The following is a 15,440-nucleotide window of genomic DNA, read 5'->3' as shown; positions in this document are numbered from 1 at the left end:
CGCGCCCCACTATGATTTACGACAGACCCGCGGGATCCGAGCTAACTGCGCTGCTGGACGATCGGCCCGGTGATATAGCGAGGTGCACGCCGTGAGGGTTTGGTGTGGCCGATGGTCCAGGATGATTAACCCATGCGGTCAAGGTGGGTGTACTCGTCGTTCTCGATGCACTGAATCAAGTCCGGGAACTCTCTCAGGTCCTTTGTGTGCTCCTGGTATTCGAGCCTTGAGGGGGAGTCTCCCATTTTTTCCAAAGATCCCTTCAGAAGGCCGACCAGGTAGTCTTTGAGGTAGCCAGTCAACGCTTGCCTCACGAACGGGGAGAGCAACACCAGCTTTAGCTCCACGAGTTCCTCATCAATGACAACAGGGGTCTTGCGTGATACCCCTAGTGTGGAGAATTCCGATTTTGCGAAGTGCCGGAACAGATTTTCTGAAATCTCGAAGACTCGCGTTTTCAGCACCTTGCCATTCTTGTCAACTACATGGATTTGAATGTTCATGTGTTACTGCTTCTCCTGTTCCTTGCCTTCCGTGCCTCTGATCTCCGACTCTGGGATGACCGCCCAGGCGATATTTTTGCTGTCCAACAGTTCGATGGCTGGACCAGAAAACCTTGCTGTTGTCAGGATGGCAATGGGTTCTACGCCAGCGACCTCTCGCTTTCTGATCATGTCTTCAACGACGCCTCTGTGAACATAGTTAGTTTTCACCTCGATTGAGGGTGGTGGTACTTTTTTACTGGTCATCACGCTACTCGTTGAAGGTCTTGTGAAGCTCGCGGATCATCTGCCTGACTATTTCCGCATCCTCTGGCTTGATCAGGAGGATGTCGCCTTCAGCGCTGTTACCACGGGTTCTTCTATTTTTTATGCCCTTTCTGTCCAACTGTTCGCAAAGCCAACTGATCGTGTCACGATGAAGTTCCAGATGATAGATCATCTCGTCTTCATCTGTTTCAAAGGTTCTGCTCATCAAACGGCCTCCAGGGTATTGTCGATAGAGCTGTACCCCGATCTGAACCCATGATCCAGTCGTGAAAAAAACATATCCCAATCATGAATGTCTTCAAGAACGACATTCCTGAAAATACCCTTGATGTCGGGGATGGTGATGTTCGATTCGATATAAGCTTGGTACAGGCTGTTGATTTGGCTAACGCTCAAACTGATGCCGCTTGCGAGGCTGCTAACGCACCCAATCAGCTTGCTTGTGTAGTCTTCGAAATCTTCCCGTTGCAGCTTCTCGTTAACTTTGAGCTTCAGGCAAAATCTCCGGACAATGGCATTGTCGATCTTGTCCTGGACATTGGTCGCGGCGATGACAACCAATCGTGGATGGCTACAGGGATGAATCTTGTCTAGCTCCAGCATGAGGGCGGACATGGCCCTTCTCGATGCGTCGTGCTCGTTGGCCCTGCTCCTTGACATGCAGAACTGGTCGATCTCGTCGATTAGGAGGATTTTGAACTCGTCGTCTGCGGTGTTCTGACTCAGGTAATCGAAGGCTTTGGCGATGTTCTTTGAAGTTTCACCGTATTCAGCGGACATCACTTGGGAAAAGTTCAAGTAATACAGATTGGCATTGTTGTTTGACTCCTTAACCTTGCTTAGCAGCCTGTATGCAAGTGTCGTTTTCCCCGTGTTGGGCGGGCCAAACAGCAGGATTGTCGGCAGAAAGTCCAAGGCCGCAAGCATCTCCCGAGAGGCCGGAGAAGCTGTCAACTCACAGAGTTTGTGCATCCTGCTTAGCTGCAAATCATTGCCATAGATGAGCGATGAAGACAGCCTCTTTTCAATTTCACGTGAGTCGATTCGAACGACAGGATCCATGATTTTTTCTATGGTTGCTGAGCAGGCTGCAATGTTAACCCGACCCGCCTGATCCGTCCCGAGTGAATCTCGTATTTGAAGCACTGGTGGCCCTTCGGACTTCCATCGGTGCAATAGGCATTTGGCTGGGCCTCATCGACACAGCTTTCACTGAGTTCATCACCTGTGACGGACAGGAGTCCACAGACGTGGGTTGCCACGGAAACAAGCTCACTCGCCACTGACGTATGAAGTAACAGTTATGGCGTCACCGGCCGCTCAAACCTAAAGACATTCAAGGGTTTTGAGCGCCTAGAGCCAAGTTATTGGGCTACGCCCCTAAGCCTTTGTTGAATCCTCAACAGAAATCCGGCTTCAAAAGCATCTTGGCAGTCACCGACAGGAAAGGTCTTGCGGGTTTGCGCCAGCTCCCACCACAGGGGAATCTCGCCGGGCGTATCAAGCCAAGCCTGAGCACATTGCACGCCACTTTCGATCATCGAGGCAAATTCGTTGCCCCAAGGTGTCAGAAGACTTGGGCAACCATCCGCCGCAGGAATTGAAATGTAGTTTTCGTCCATACACACCCTAGATTTCTGATTTATTGTTAGACGCTGGAGCCAGCTTCGAAAAGCTTAACGAAACCAAATGAACGCTCGATAACAGGCATGAGCATCAAATGGCCTAGATCAATGCCAATGTAGACTATATCCCGTGGATTGAGAGTCCCTCAAGGCGCAATTTGCGCGCATGACTCAAGACTACGAACAACTTCGTCTGCAGCTGGCGGAAAACATCCGCTTGATGCGGCGCATAAAGAACCTTACCCAAGAGCAGCTGGCGCTCATGGCCGAGGTAGATCGCACCTACGTCAGTCAAATCGAACGATGCACGGGCAATCCGTCGCTGTTGGTCCTGTGCAAACTCGCCAATATTTTCGAAATTACAGCAGATCAGTTACTTGTAGAACCCGATACCCTGCGCAGCTCCCTTCACGTCAAATAATAGTCTCACGTCTCACAAATCCGATAGACCCGCCTTCATAATTTCCACTGACAGTCTTCAGTCCGTAACCGAATCTGCCCAGGCCATACACCGAGAGCCTGGATCATGCCTGTTGCCTGCTCGTCAATCCCACCCACAAAGCTAAGCCCATTGGCGCTGAGCGTCCTGCTAGCGTGCGGCCCAAGCATGGCACTGGACACCGGCAGCATCACGTCCTCCGTGCTTTCTCCAAGCTGTCTCGAATACAGGGTCGTCGGCATTTGTTTCTGGCTCCTCTGCACGCCCTTCGGCTGCACAGTCAAAACCTCGACCAAGGTTCGTCATTTCATTCCTGATTTGGTGGTCTCGAGCTACGCCACCACCGGCAATAACCCATGGACCGAGATGGCCACCCTCTCCGCTCCCATCAGTGGTGCGGAAGGTGGCGGTAACCTGATCACACCGAACACCCAGCGCGACAACCTACCCCGCTTCAAGAACGTCGATGGCATCGGTCACCCCGGTGGCTGGGCCGCAACACAACTGGCTTCGCAATCCGGCTACGCCTGCGCCAGCGGCGCTACTGCGGTCATGCCCTACTACCTGAGTACCTTGGACTCACTGGCCTGGCGTTATGGCATTCCGGAAAGTTTTTACCCCGAGTCGCTCATGCCGGGGATCCGTGAAATCGGCCGTCAGGCCTCGGGAAACATGTGGGGCAACGTCTATCCCCGTCAGGGTTTTCTGGTACAGCCTGACGACTTCAAAGCCGCCGCAGTCATGGCGCAACGGGCCGGCGATGTCATCACCCGTAACGGGCAACCGCATGTGTATGTACCGCTCACGCCGGCCAAACGCGACGGCTACTGGCCGCCTGGCCCGATTATTGAAAACGACGCTTCCACCCACAAATGGCAATTACTCTCCCCCCAGATTCTGCCCACGTGCGCCATCTTCCCCAGCAACCAGGAACAGAGCGTGGATGGCGGCTACGCCTGGTCGTTGTGGCGTCCCTATAGCTGCTGCAAGCGCGAGGGGCAGACCTTTCTGTTCAGCATCGACTTCGAAGGCGGTGCTTCATGAGTCGGCTTCTTGCGCGACTATGGTTGGGCGTGATGAGTCTGGTGCTCTACGGACTGCTCGCCATTGCCACGCATGCCCACGCCGCCGAGGGCGATTACCGCCTGGGCACCCAAGGCGAAGTGCTCGACGACCGGGTGATGTACACCATCGGTGGGGGCTCGGCAGTGGGCTCACCGAGCTCGCTCTACCGACCCAGTGGTCTCGGTGTCGGCGGGTCCTGGCGAGCGAACATGATGTGCGGAAACATGAGCCTCACCAATACCCTGCAAAACCAGCTGAACGGCGTGACCGAAGGTTTCCAGCAGATCATGGGCAGCATCGTGCAGAACGCGACCCAGGCGGTGATGTCGCTGCCAGCATTGATCATCCAGCGCGCCAACCCCGGTCTCTATGAGTTGCTCAGTAACGGGGTGATGCAAGGTCGGATCGACTTCGACCGCTCCAAGCTAACCTGCCAGGCCATGGCCGAAAAGATGGCGGATAAGGTCGGTCAAGCCGGTTGGGGTTCGCTGGCCAAAAACCAGGAGATGCAGGGCAATCTGGAGCAAACCGGCGGTGATGCGGTGGCAGCGGTGAAAAACACCGAAGCCCATAACGGCAACAATGGGGTGTCCTGGGTCGGCGGTTCGAAGGCCGGAGGTTACGGACAGACACCCATTCGGGTGACCGCCGACGTGGTCCGCGCAGGCTATAACCTGCTGCATAACCGTCCGGTGGATGACAGTGCCTCGATCAGTAGCGGTGATTGCCTGGGAGGGGCTATTTGTCAGACATGGGCTTCGCCCCAAGAGGAGTCCGACTGGGCCGTTCGGGTGTTGGGCGAGAGCGAAGTCGCGACCTGCGACAGCTGCGAAACTCTGCGTGCGACCGCTGGCAGTGGACTGACGCCGCTGATCCAGGAGGCCTATAACGAGCGCCTCAAGACCCTGCAAGGGCTGTTGTCTGGCTCTCTGCCACCTACCCCTGACAACCTGGCGAAAGCCTCCAGCCCGATGCTGCCGGTGACTCGTGGTGTGGTTGAAGCCCTGCGCGACGATCCCGATCAGGATCTGTTGGCACGGCGCCTGGCCAGTGAGACGGCCTTGTCCAGCGTGCTCGACAAAGCGTTGCTGCTACTGCGCACCCTGCTGGCGGGCAGCCACGAGCCGAACATCGCTTCCGCCGAACCGGCCCAGACCGCCTTGACGAAAAACATCGATGCTCTGGAGCGTGAAATCCGCCTGCTGCAGACAGAACTGCAGGTCCGGCAGATGCTGACCACCAATACCGCCAGCCTAGTGCTCGATCGGCATGCCGGTGGTGCTGATGCTTCGCGTACCGTCGAGCAAGGCGATCCCGAGCCCGGTCGACTCAATGATGCTGACGCCAGGCGCAAGTGAGCCATGAAACACTCACGGCTATTCACTTTGCTTTCGAGTCTGGGGATTGCCGCGGTGATGATCCTGACCGCCGCACTAGTCGCATGGCTCGGCCGCATTGCGCTGGGTAGTTTCGAGGCTTGGCAGCAGGCATTCGAATCCGTACGGCCCTATCTGCGGTGGTGGCGCGCCTTGCTCTACAGCGCCCTCTTTGCGCTCTGGTGGGATCTGCTTCGACGCTACCGACATCGACCACAGGATCGACTGCGCGTGAAGCGCATCGGAGCATTAGGGCTCGTGCTCGTTACTTGCGTCGAACTCACCCGACTGTGAGGCCACCACCATGCTCATGAGCACCAACAGCTACCTCGAGTTTTACCTCTCCCTGCTGGCTTGGATCATCAATAACGGTCTCTGGAGTGTATTGTCCGATACTGGGCTGTTCGCCGCACCCTTCGGCGCGATCATCTTGCAAGAGTGGTTGTCGGCCCGTCAGCAAGGCGCGGATGAAGGTAACAAGGGACTGCTCTCGGTGCCGCGGATCGAGAATCGGCTGTGGCTGGCCTACATCGTCGTGTTGTTCGCCTGCGCGCCGGTCTTTCCGTTGAGCCTCGCCTCGATGGCGTTCGATGATGCGGCGAGTCAGCGCTGCGGCGTGAGTGTGGCCAGGCCGGCGGATACCGCCTGGGGGACGACCTTCAATACTATCGGCGAACGCTCCGCCAACGTACCGATCTGGTGGTTTCTGGTGCATACCTTGAGCAAAGGTGTGACCGCGGCGACCACCGCCTCCATTCCCTGCGCGCCGGATATCCGGCAGATGCGCATGGAGATCGACAGTTCGCGCATCGACAGCCAGGTACTGCTGCAGGAAGTCGCCGACTTCACCCGCGACTGTTATGGCTATTCTCGTTCCCGGCTGTTCACCAATCGCCCGCAGTTGGACAAGGCACAAAGTCACGACGCGTCCTGGATCGGCTCAAGCTATTTTCTCGATACTCCTGGCTACTACGATACGGATCGCTCACGCACGCCGCGAGTCAGTTGGCCGTATGACGAAAACCGCGATGCCTCCTTACCTCGATTAGAGAATGGTGCGGGCTACCCCACCTGCAAGCAGTGGTGGAGCGATAGCGGTTTAGGGTTACGCGAACGATTGATCGAGCAGGTTGATCCCTCGCTGCTGACTCAGCTGAAAGGTTGGTTGACTGGCCGTTCGAACAACGAGATCGAGGATGCAACCTTGCGCGAGTTGGTCAGCCCGCGCCAGCAATCGATGTCCATGTCGCCCGGACAGGTGTACCAGGACTATGGCTCCAGCGCTCGTGGCGGCTCGATCAATCAGGGGCTCAATAACCTGGCCACCAACACCGGGTTGGCCCTCGGCTCCTTCAGCAACTTCCCGGCGATGAATGCGCTACGCGCCGCTCTGCCAATGGTGCAGGCCTTCCTCATCATGGGCGTCATCATCAGCTTGCCGTTGATCCTGCTGGTCAGTACCTACCAGCTGAAGACCGTCATGACTGTGACATTCGCGCTGTTCACGCTGCACATGTTGAGCTTCTGGTGGGAGTTAGCACGCTGGGTCGACTCCAGCATGCTCGACACCTTGTACAACCAAGTTTCGGCTTCCAATCAGGTGCTGTTGTCGCTGCCCACATCCGGGCTTATGGATGGGACTGTCACCGCGCAGGTGATCGAGTACGTGATGGGGGCGATGTTCTTGGTGCTGCCTGGACTATTTTTGGTCGCCATGAGCTGGGCTGGCTACTCAATCGGCAACAGCCTTGAGGGGATGTTAGGAGGTGCAAGCAAAGCCGCGCATGGAGCAGCGGGGAAAGGAACAGATCAGTTGATGGGTGCTACGAAGAAACTCATCTGACGTCATCAGATGATTTGAAATGACCTATGTAGTGGCCATTGTCATCGTAGTTGCCAAGATAGGAGTTAGCCCCAAGATAGTCTGGACCTGGATTATCCCCTTCAAGATCCGTATCAATGACAGCCTTGAACTGCAGAAAAGCAATCACAGCGATCATCACCACAACAGAAGCGACCAGCCAGAAACCGATAAAGAGCAGCCCCCCAACCAACGCCAACTTGGCAGTCAGAAAGCTCCCGCGAACAAGTAATGTACCTGCGGGGATACCTGCTGACACCGCACGCTCAGCCACGCGGGACTCAAACGCTTTCAACTTGCGATACCCACGTTTTATCGACATGCCACAGGCATATGCCCAGCGGTGGGCACGTGAATTCTGAACAGGGGTCTGCGTCGGCATGGCCTCGCCCTCTTCTGAACGTTTTCATGGTTGAGACAGGAATAACAGCCTACTACTGAAAACTGTCCGTGCCTGACCGTTTATCAGTTTGCGCAGCCGAAAAATCTTCACTGGAAGACAGAAGACAAGCCCCGTGAAACAGCTTCTCTACAGTGATTGACCCATATAAATCGTCCGGCTAAATACATGGTACGGATCGCTGTTATCGACAGCACCCTGCCCAGGTAGCCAAAGCCTTCAAGGCTACGTCACTTCGGTGATGGTTCTCCCCAAGTGCGATTAGCGTTCGGTAGTTCGCACGGTCACCGTTTCTACGGTGATGAACGCCCACTGCTCTCCTGAGCGCCTTTCGAGTTCTGCTCGTGAGGTAAACCTTCTTGTTTTTCTTCAACCCACTGCGGGGAAGTTCTTTCCCGCACGGGACAGGTTTCTTCGCGTTTTCAACGGAGACATACCATGCCCGACTCACTTACACCGGAAACACTGAACACCCTTCGGTTGCCCATCGTGTTCACTCCTGGCGCGTGGCAACGCGCAGTATTGCTCGAGCGCTCAGGTCATCCTCAGAAGCTGCAGGTCGATTGGCTGATCAACGTATTGCGCGCAGCCTTCGAGGCTCATCGGGCCTATCCATACGAGCCCTATGTAGTGTTCGAGGTAGCCCATATCGCCTCAATGGATCATCCACGCCATGAGCCGTTGCTGCAACTGAGCCTTAGTCTGCTCCAAGATCCGGACCAGCCTGACGCCTTGCTGATAGCGCTTGCAGGAGAACACCAACGCTAAACGCAAACTGCCGTACTCGGCACCCAGATCCACACACAGACGGCATGCAAGTCCTGCATCAATCCAACCGATCACCCACCGGGGAACCCTTCCCGACGGGCAAGGCGTTCCTCCGTTTCTGTTGAGGAAAATGCCATGCGCGATATCTACCAAGACGTGACTGACAAGATCGTTACCGCTTTGGACCAAGGCGTAGCCCCCTGGATCAAACCCTGGTCCTCAAGTGGCTCAGCTGACGTCGGTCATCATCAACCCTTCCCCATCAACGCCATCACGCGTCGTCCCTATTCGGGTATCAATTTACCGCTGCTCTGGACCGAGGCCAGGTTGCAGGGATTCACTGAAGATCGTTGGCTGACCTTCAACCAAGCCAAAAAGGCCGGTGGGCACATCCGTAAGGGTGAGCACAGCACTTTAGCGGTGCTCTACAAGCCGATGGAGCGCGAGGAAAAGACCGAGTCAGGCCAACCCGTACTCGATGAAAACGGCCAGCCCAAGGTCGCTCACTTTGGCATTCTCAGGACGCATTTCCTGTTCAACATCGAGCAAACGGAGGGGCTCGAAATGCTCAATGAAACCCTGCTCGAGACGGAACAGAGTGATCCCTTCCAGCCCAACAGCGCTGCGGAAAATCTGCTGTTAAGTTCGGGTGCACACATCGTTCATCGATCTGCCGACGAAGCCTTTTACCATCCGATCAGGGATCTCATCCAACTGCCGACAAAAGCGCAATTTCACGATGAAGGTGGGTACTACGCCACTGCACTGCATGAGCTGACGCACTGGACCGGGCATCACGCTCGGTTGCAGCGCGAAGGCGTGACGTCATCCTGTCCATTCGGTTCGCCAGGCTACGCGTTTGAGGAGTTGATCGCCGAAATGGGTGCGGCGTTTTTATGTGCCTACACCGGTATACAGGGAGAGCTGAGGCACGAGGGCTACATCGATTCCTGGCTCAGGCTGCTCAAGGCTGACAAGCGTGCGATTTTTCGCGCCAGTGGTCAGGCCCGAAGCGCCTCGGAGTATGTGCTCAACTTGGAGCAGCAACCGAAGCACCCCGTCTTGGATGACTCGCTGTGCATGAACGATGGGGCTTAATCGTTACCTCACCGCTGCAATCGCTTCACAGGGCCCAACGCGAGTTGTGCCCTTTTTTCTGTGCTTAGAAAAATCCGCATACCGCGGGACTCTGACGCAATCTACAAGAGATGCGCGCGCACTAGCAGCCTGTCATTCCGAATCCAGATTCTGCGCCAGAAAATCCACCAGCTCGAGCGGACTTCGGCTGTCGATCACCTTGTAGATCAGATCGCGTTTACTGCGCGGTAACTTCTTGACCACGCTCTTCGCCGAGGCCCTGACGGCTTCGTCGGTCCCATGGATACGCGCCGCGAGCAGCAGCACGAGCGTGGCGTCAGTGAGGTTCATGGCAAGACCCAAAAAATATGCACCGCAGTGTACCGACTCTTGTCTTTGCCGTACTAACCCCCCAACAAAACGATGCCTAGCAGTATCGATATTCCGATTGCCGCACAAAGGGACACGCGCCAAAAGGACGGGTAAGGGTTGGAAGGGAATGGGGACTCAAGGGTAAGAGCGCTATCCGAAAAGGCTAAAAGGCCACTGACCCAGCCAATTCCCGGAGGTCACGATGCTCAGACTGTTTCGCCGCAAAAGGCAGCCCCCCCCTCCGCCATTGACCGTGAGCGCCGCCGAAGGTTACCTGCCCATCGAGTCGGCCCACAGCTTGTTAGCAGCGGAGCATCGCCGCCAATTGCTCGATCGCATCTGGCAGTACACTGCCCTCTCCCACGCACAGTTCATCCAACTCTATTTAAATCCAATCCACCGCTACGCCGAACAGGTCCAGCAACTCCCGGCCAGCGAAACGCACCACCATGCGTATCTCGGCGGCATGCTCGACCATGGACTGGAGCTGGTCGCTTGCAGTTTGAAACTGCGTCAGTCGTATCTTCTGCCCCCCGGCGCTGCGCCCGAAGACCAGGCCGCCCAGACCGATGCCTGGTCGGCGGGTATTGCTTATGGCGCCCTGCTGCATGACATCGGCAAGATCAGCGTGGACCTGCAGGTCGAACGCCAGGATGGCCGTCTTTGGCACCCTTGGCACGGTCCCCTGGATCAGCCCTACCGTTTTCGCTACCTCAAAGGTCGTGACTACCACCTGCACGGTGCCGCCGCAGGCTTGCTCTATACCCAGATTCTCGACCGCCCGATCCTGGACTGGCTCAGTGGATTTCCGTCGCTGTGGGCCAGTCTGCTGTATGTCCTGGCCGGTCAGAATGAACATGCTGGCGCGCTGGGCGAGTTGGTGATTCAAGCTGACCGTGTTTCCACCGCGCAGAACATCGGTGGCAATCCGAGCAAAGCGCTGCAAGCGCCCATTCATTCGCTGCAACATCACTTGATCAGCGGACTGCGTCATCTGGTTCAGCACGAGCTGAAACTCAACCAGCCGGGGGCCGCGGGTTGGTTGACTCAAGACACACTCTGGCTCGTCAGCAAGACGGTCACGGACAAGCTGCGAGCCTATCTGCTGTCGCAATCAATCGAGGGCATTCCCACCTCCAATATCGCGGTGTTCGACGAGCTGCAATCGCATGGGCTGGTCGAGTCGACCCCGGAAGGCAAAGCCATCTGGACCGCTCTTGTCGCGCAGGGAAACTGGCAGCAGACCTTTACCTTTCTGCGCCTTCAGCCGGCGTTGATCTGGGGGAAAGAAGACCGCCCCGAGGCTTTCAGCGGAACGGTGAGCGTGGCAGTCGATGACCACCCGACTGACGCTCCTCCATCAGCACCGGCACCCAAGGAAGTCAGTACCGGAACACGTCAAAGCGAATCTCAACCAGATACATTGGCCATGATGGAGGATGCCGATTACCTCGGGAGGCTGCTGGATATGTTCGAGTTAGAGGAGCCCGATATCCGTGATGCACCGTCAGCAACTGCTCTCGAAGTCTCAACACCCCTGTCGGACAACCCTGGTCAGGTATTCCTGAATTGGGTCAAGGAAGGCATCCAAAGTCACAAGCTAATCATCAATGACAGCAAGGCCAAAATCCACACGGTGGGTGGTACCTTCTTCCTGGTCACGCCTGGTCTTTTTCAGCGCTATGCTCAAGAGTTTCCGGGCATTTCTATGGGCGCAAGCTCCGACGATGAAGAATGGCGATGGGTGCAGAAGCAGTTCGAAAAACTGAAGATCCACAGGAAGCATGACAACGGCTTAAACATCTGGGTGTGCATAGTGCAAGGGCCTAGGAAGAAATCGACCTTGAAGGGTTACCTGATTGGGGAGCCGAATTCACTTCTACCATCGATACCACCAAACAACCCTTTTCTTGCATTTGATGACGGCTAGCGACCTCACATCGATAGCCCAAGCCCGACTGGTTTCTTGGGTACTGCTTCTGAAGAAAACGTCCCTGAAGCCGCATTTTTTGCCACCTACAATTCAGGCCTACAGATTTTTCAGTCCATGACCTGCCCTTTCCGGAGCGTTTCGCTTTGCTCCAAAGCCACGCTTCGGCAATCCACTAGATCAATCGAGGCATTTTATATCCCGTGCAATCCTTCAGCCTGGTCTTAGCGATGAGGGTGAAGTTTATCAGTAAGCCGCTGGACCACAGCGACAACTGCCCCCATGGCGAGCGCCTTGCCGTAGCTTGGTCTTTGACGATGGTCAGGACCAACCGCCAGTCGCTCACACAGCTAGACTTACGTGCTACGGTTGATCACCATGCTCCATCGTTCGAGGGCCGGGTCCCGTTGACCCAAGGCGCGCGCCTTTGTCTCCCTCAAATTCATTCAAGAAATTCGTGCGAGTACCTATGTCCAGACGTCAAGCCGCAGCACCATTCCGTTACGAATTCGAAAAAAATGGCGCGTTTGGCGTCTTCAAGACTAATGGTTCCGTTCCTATTGAATACTTCATGACCTCCTTCAAGGTCGACGAACTGCCGTACCTCTCCTATGCAAAAGACGTCAACACCGAGCTCAATTTTGATTACTTAATCCAACGTGACATTGATGAAGACAGAGCGATCGCCGAGATTAGTCAGTACCTCGCAGCGAAAGAGGGCGTAGTGCAGAAAGACATCGTCTTTCTTCCACCGCTACTCGTCGCAGTGGTATCCGTTGATCATGATAATTGCTTGGATGATTACTACCCCGACTCGACATTTTCCGAGGGCGCAGACTCGGTTGGCGAGCTCTACGTTCGCGAGTGGCCAGGTATTTTAAAGGTGACCAACTACGCGATGGCCCAAGAGCAGTCGCGTACTTTCAGCTGTGCGGATGGGGATCATGAGGTCTCCGTGACGGTCGACAGTGCTAAAATTGAGGTCAACTTGACTCGTGATAATGTCAAAGGTGCGCGATTAGTGGTCATCGATGGGCAGCATCGCTTGTTTGCACTAAACACACTAATGACTCACGACCGCTCGCTGATCGAGGGGCTGACGCTGCCGATTTGTCTTGTGTATCCGCCTAATTCAATTGCACACAACTCAGACAGCCAACCTAAAGTACCCGAGGTCTTGCGCAATCTTTTTGTCGATGTTAACTCCACGGTGGAGAGGGTCAGCGGTCATTTCCTGACCCTCTTGTCGGAACAGACCCTAGGCTCAATTATCTGTCGCGAATTCTGCAAAGCCGTGCTCGAGCAGAAGCAGAGTGAAGGCCTAGGTTTGATCGAATGGAACACGAAAAATCACAAGCAATCATTGGAGATTTCGCGCGAGCACACCATTACCAGCATCGGGGTTATCAATAATGCATTCGAAGAAATTTTCAAAACCAAAAGTGGTGTTCGACTGCTCGCCGCGATACTGGGGATTGACAAGCGTGCTAGCGAATTCGACTTTGGAACAGATGAGTACGACGAAGAAAAGAGCGCGCCGGAGTATTTCCCTTGGCGTGACTTTTTGTCCCGCCATCGCGAGCGTTTGGTAGGATTAGTCAACGAGACAATCACCCCTTCACTCATCGAGATGTTCTTTAACACCACCTTCTTCTCGCACTATTGCCAGGAATTTCGCGATTTTTTCGTTACTACAGAAGAGGAGATACGCCGCGAACGACGCAGTGACCAAAACATTTTCTCCAATGTGAAGGATCATGTACTGTTCAACGGCATGCTTATCAAGCCGGCGCAGGCCATGCATGCTCATGTACGTGCGGACTTGGGGCAACTGATTGCTGGCATCATCCCCGATTTCTCGCGTAAGGCTATTTTTCAGAAAGCCATGATTGAGGCCTGGTCGCTGCTTTGCTCAAAGTTTGTGGCTCACGATATATCTGTGAACCGCGCCGCGCACTACATAAAACAGTTTGTTGAGCACTCATTTGCGGTCAAGGCAGGCCTGTTAGACGACCGACATCTGTATCTCCAAGATACAATTTTCAGCGGCTCTCGCATTAAGGTGACCAAGTCGGCCAAACGCCAGATTGTCCGATTGCTCCTATCCAATGGAGAGAAGGCAATTTGTGAGGATGCCAAGGAAAAAAGCGTGATTTCGGCGTTGGCCAAGGAAGAAGTCGGCAGCTTTATCAAGCAGATGCGTGAAGATAAACGTAAGGTTTTCGAAAAATCCTACCGCACCAACTTTAACTTGGCGGCAATCGATCGGGAGCGCCTGCATGCGGCCGAACTGGACAAGTCCAGAGAAATGAAAGAGCTCGCTGGGGATTCATCCAAGACCACATTCGATCGCCTGGTGGATGATCTCATTGCTGAGAATCTCAAGGACTCGTTCGACGATTTAGCCCGTACCTTAAAATTTAAAGACTTCCTTTATTCGAAGAGTGAAGAGCTCGATGAAGAGCTCTAAGGACGCCTACTTCGCCGTAGTCGAAGGACGCTCGCTCGCCCCTGGCCCCTGTGAACTGCTGTGCGCGGCGGTGCTAGAATATGAGGAATTCATCCTCGTAGGGGATAGCGAGCGCTTGTTGATCGACTTGTCGCAGTATGTACATGCAACAGTTGCGACCCGCCCGGTCTGTGTCTTGGCATCCAGCAATGCCCTCCTGTTGACCGTTGAACATTTCCTTGACCATGCTTACTTACATGAAGATGCCAATCGTCGTTTTTTTAAAGTATGCCTTGATACGGGAGTGGTGACGCTAGTACCTCAAGTGCGCGATGCCAGTTTCATGATTGACGCCGATCTGCGCGCCTACTATGAGCCGGGCATGCAGGGACTGCATCCAGTAGTCAAAAGTGTCGTAGAAGCGGCTTGTGCGCAGCACAACGAGGTATCCAGATTGGTGTGCCGTTTGCTTATTGGCTACAGCTTTCTGCCAGATCAGCAGCTGAAAAGTAAAAGCGCCGGTAGCGATCTCGACGGCCTACAGCTGCACGAGCTCCAAGCATTCCTTGGCCACCTTACTGGACTCGTGCCTAATTTTACGCTGCTCCAAGAAGAGCTGACAGGCCTGATCACTCACTGCAACACCCTCTTGGCCGTTTGCCCCAGTAGCGCGTCAGATTTAGCGAACATTCAACCGACAGCCGCGCTGCAAAATGGATTCCCCTGTATCTACAAAGTTATGTCGGTGTTGCACTACTTGTCCTATCAGCTCGCCATGGAGCGAAACCTGTTCAGCAAAGCTTTTATGCACATTTTTAGGGCATATGAGTGCTACACATCAGGTGCTCTGTTTCTTGACAATGCAACGATTCGCTTACATACAAAAGGCGGCATAAGCCTTGATTCGTACATGATCAAAAACGACCGCATCTCTGGTTTTAAAAAGGTATTTGATGGTATCGGTACTTACTTCAAATTGGAACAGAACAGCGACTATTTGACCTGCAAGTTTTATATCGAACTGCGCAACAAGTTTCATTACACCCATGGCGATGTCAAACCAAGTGCCAGTTTGACGAATGAATTTTCCCGCGCGGTCATCAGACAAATTCTCAAAATTGAAAAAGCTGCGAATCAGCAAAATTTTCTCTGGCGCGATGTATATAGGCAAACGCGAAAGCACTTGATAAAAGACCCTCAGTGGGAAGTACCCGCAGCCGTTCGACGAGCGCTGCAGGCTCATCAACTGACCTCCTTCATGGTGCCTTGACGACAGTAACCAATGGCTTCGACCGGTTAAATGCGCAC

17 protein-coding genes are annotated in these 15,440 nt (G+C 54.6%); 10 read left to right on the top strand and 7 right to left on the bottom strand.

The features are described 5' to 3' along the window. Positions 1 to 125: 125 nt before the first annotated feature. From HYI44_RS16815 to HYI44_RS16795, 5 genes are all read right to left on the bottom strand, one after another. The gene (locus tag HYI44_RS16815; RefSeq protein ID WP_225569964.1) at positions 126 to 503 is read right to left on the bottom strand and encodes a hypothetical protein; all 378 of its coding nucleotides are present in this window, start codon (positions 501 to 503) and stop codon (positions 126 to 128) included. A 3-nt stretch (positions 504 to 506) separates the two neighbouring features. Then, the gene (locus HYI44_RS16810; RefSeq protein ID WP_225569963.1) at positions 507 to 749 is read right to left on the bottom strand and encodes a hypothetical protein; all 243 of its coding nucleotides are present in this window, start codon (positions 747 to 749) and stop codon (positions 507 to 509) included. A 4-nt stretch (positions 750 to 753) separates the two neighbouring features. Next, a complete protein-coding gene (locus HYI44_RS16805; RefSeq protein WP_217535789.1) occupies positions 754 to 975 on the bottom strand; it encodes a hypothetical protein in 222 nt (73 codons plus the stop codon). Continuing rightward, positions 975 to 1,832, bottom strand: coding sequence for an ATP-binding protein (locus HYI44_RS16800; RefSeq protein WP_225569962.1), 858 nt, complete (start codon positions 1,830 to 1,832; stop codon positions 975 to 977). Before HYI44_RS16800 ends, HYI44_RS16805 begins: the two co-directional genes overlap by 1 nt. Before the next feature lie 302 nt (positions 1,833 to 2,134). Beyond that, positions 2,135 to 2,392 carry a LasR-specific antiactivator QslA gene (locus HYI44_RS16795; RefSeq protein WP_225569961.1) on the bottom strand — a complete coding sequence of 86 codons (258 nt, stop codon included), beginning with the start codon at positions 2,390 to 2,392 and terminating at the stop codon, positions 2,135 to 2,137. A gap of 169 nt (positions 2,393 to 2,561) precedes the next feature. On the opposite strand from HYI44_RS16795, the gene HYI44_RS16790 reads away from it, so the two are divergent. The 5 genes from HYI44_RS16790 to HYI44_RS16770 all read left to right on the top strand — a co-directional run bounded on the left by HYI44_RS16790 (position 2,562) and on the right by HYI44_RS16770 (position 7,118). Continuing rightward, positions 2,562 to 2,816: a helix-turn-helix domain-containing protein gene (locus HYI44_RS16790; protein ID WP_225569960.1), complete on the top strand. Its 255-nt coding sequence runs from the start codon at positions 2,562 to 2,564 to the stop codon at positions 2,814 to 2,816. Positions 2,817 to 2,921: 105 nt separating this feature from the next. Continuing rightward, positions 2,922 to 3,878, top strand: a complete 957-nt coding sequence (locus HYI44_RS16785; RefSeq protein WP_225569959.1) for a TIGR03756 family integrating conjugative element protein — start codon at positions 2,922 to 2,924, stop codon at positions 3,876 to 3,878. Continuing rightward, the gene (locus HYI44_RS16780) at positions 3,875 to 5,257 is read left to right on the top strand and encodes an integrating conjugative element protein (protein ID WP_225569958.1); all 1,383 of its coding nucleotides are present in this window, start codon (positions 3,875 to 3,877) and stop codon (positions 5,255 to 5,257) included. The genes HYI44_RS16785 and HYI44_RS16780 overlap by 4 nt, the downstream gene beginning before the upstream one ends. A 3-nt stretch (positions 5,258 to 5,260) precedes the next feature. Beyond that, a complete protein-coding gene (locus HYI44_RS16775; protein WP_225569957.1) occupies positions 5,261 to 5,569 on the top strand; it encodes a hypothetical protein in 309 nt (102 codons plus the stop codon). Positions 5,570 to 5,579: 10 nt separating this feature from the next. Then, positions 5,580 to 7,118: a conjugal transfer protein TraG N-terminal domain-containing protein gene (locus HYI44_RS16770; RefSeq protein WP_225569956.1), complete on the top strand. Its 1,539-nt coding sequence runs from the start codon at positions 5,580 to 5,582 to the stop codon at positions 7,116 to 7,118. Here the strand turns inward: HYI44_RS16770 and HYI44_RS16765 are convergent. Further along, positions 7,111 to 7,518, bottom strand: a complete 408-nt coding sequence (locus HYI44_RS16765) for a DUF3742 family protein (RefSeq protein ID WP_225569955.1) — start codon at positions 7,516 to 7,518, stop codon at positions 7,111 to 7,113. The two genes, HYI44_RS16770 and HYI44_RS16765, sit on opposite strands and share 8 nt — an antisense overlap. A 456-nt stretch (positions 7,519 to 7,974) precedes the next feature. Here HYI44_RS16765 and HYI44_RS16760 point away from each other — a divergent pair, with 456 nt between their 5' ends. Next, positions 7,975 to 8,304 carry a hypothetical protein gene (locus HYI44_RS16760; protein ID WP_225569954.1) on the top strand — a complete coding sequence of 110 codons (330 nt, stop codon included), beginning with the start codon at positions 7,975 to 7,977 and terminating at the stop codon, positions 8,302 to 8,304. A 135-nt stretch (positions 8,305 to 8,439) separates the two neighbouring features. After that, positions 8,440 to 9,402 (top strand): ArdC family protein, encoded by a 963-nt coding sequence (locus tag HYI44_RS16755; RefSeq protein WP_225569953.1) that lies wholly within the window; start codon positions 8,440 to 8,442, stop codon positions 9,400 to 9,402. 132 nt (positions 9,403 to 9,534) lie between these two features. Here HYI44_RS16755 and HYI44_RS16750 read toward each other — a convergent pair whose 3' ends face one another. Beyond that, positions 9,535 to 9,732, bottom strand: a complete 198-nt coding sequence (locus HYI44_RS16750) for a hypothetical protein (protein ID WP_074845741.1) — start codon at positions 9,730 to 9,732, stop codon at positions 9,535 to 9,537. A 223-nt stretch (positions 9,733 to 9,955) separates the two neighbouring features. Between HYI44_RS16750 and mobH the strand changes: the two genes are divergently transcribed. The 3 genes from mobH to HYI44_RS16735 all read left to right on the top strand — a co-directional run bounded on the left by mobH (position 9,956) and on the right by HYI44_RS16735 (position 15,402). Further along, positions 9,956 to 11,683, top strand: coding sequence for a MobH family relaxase (gene mobH / locus HYI44_RS16745; protein ID WP_225569952.1), 1,728 nt, complete (start codon positions 9,956 to 9,958; stop codon positions 11,681 to 11,683). Positions 11,684 to 12,152: 469 nt separating this feature from the next. Further along, a complete protein-coding gene (locus HYI44_RS16740) occupies positions 12,153 to 14,153 on the top strand; it encodes a DNA sulfur modification protein DndB (RefSeq protein ID WP_225569951.1) in 2,001 nt (666 codons plus the stop codon). Further along, complete coding sequence (locus tag HYI44_RS16735; RefSeq protein WP_225569950.1) at positions 14,140 to 15,402, top strand: hypothetical protein; 1,263 nt, start codon at positions 14,140 to 14,142, stop codon at positions 15,400 to 15,402. The genes HYI44_RS16740 and HYI44_RS16735 overlap by 14 nt, the downstream gene beginning before the upstream one ends. Positions 15,403 to 15,440 lie beyond the last annotated feature (38 nt).

The organism is Pseudomonas sp. Y24-6 (assembly GCF_020295325.1).
In the GTDB taxonomy this organism is placed as follows: domain Bacteria; phylum Pseudomonadota; class Gammaproteobacteria; order Pseudomonadales; family Pseudomonadaceae; genus Aquipseudomonas; species Aquipseudomonas gregormendelii.
Note: the sequence above shows the minus strand (reverse complement) of the source record. Positions and strands in the feature narration are given on the sequence as shown.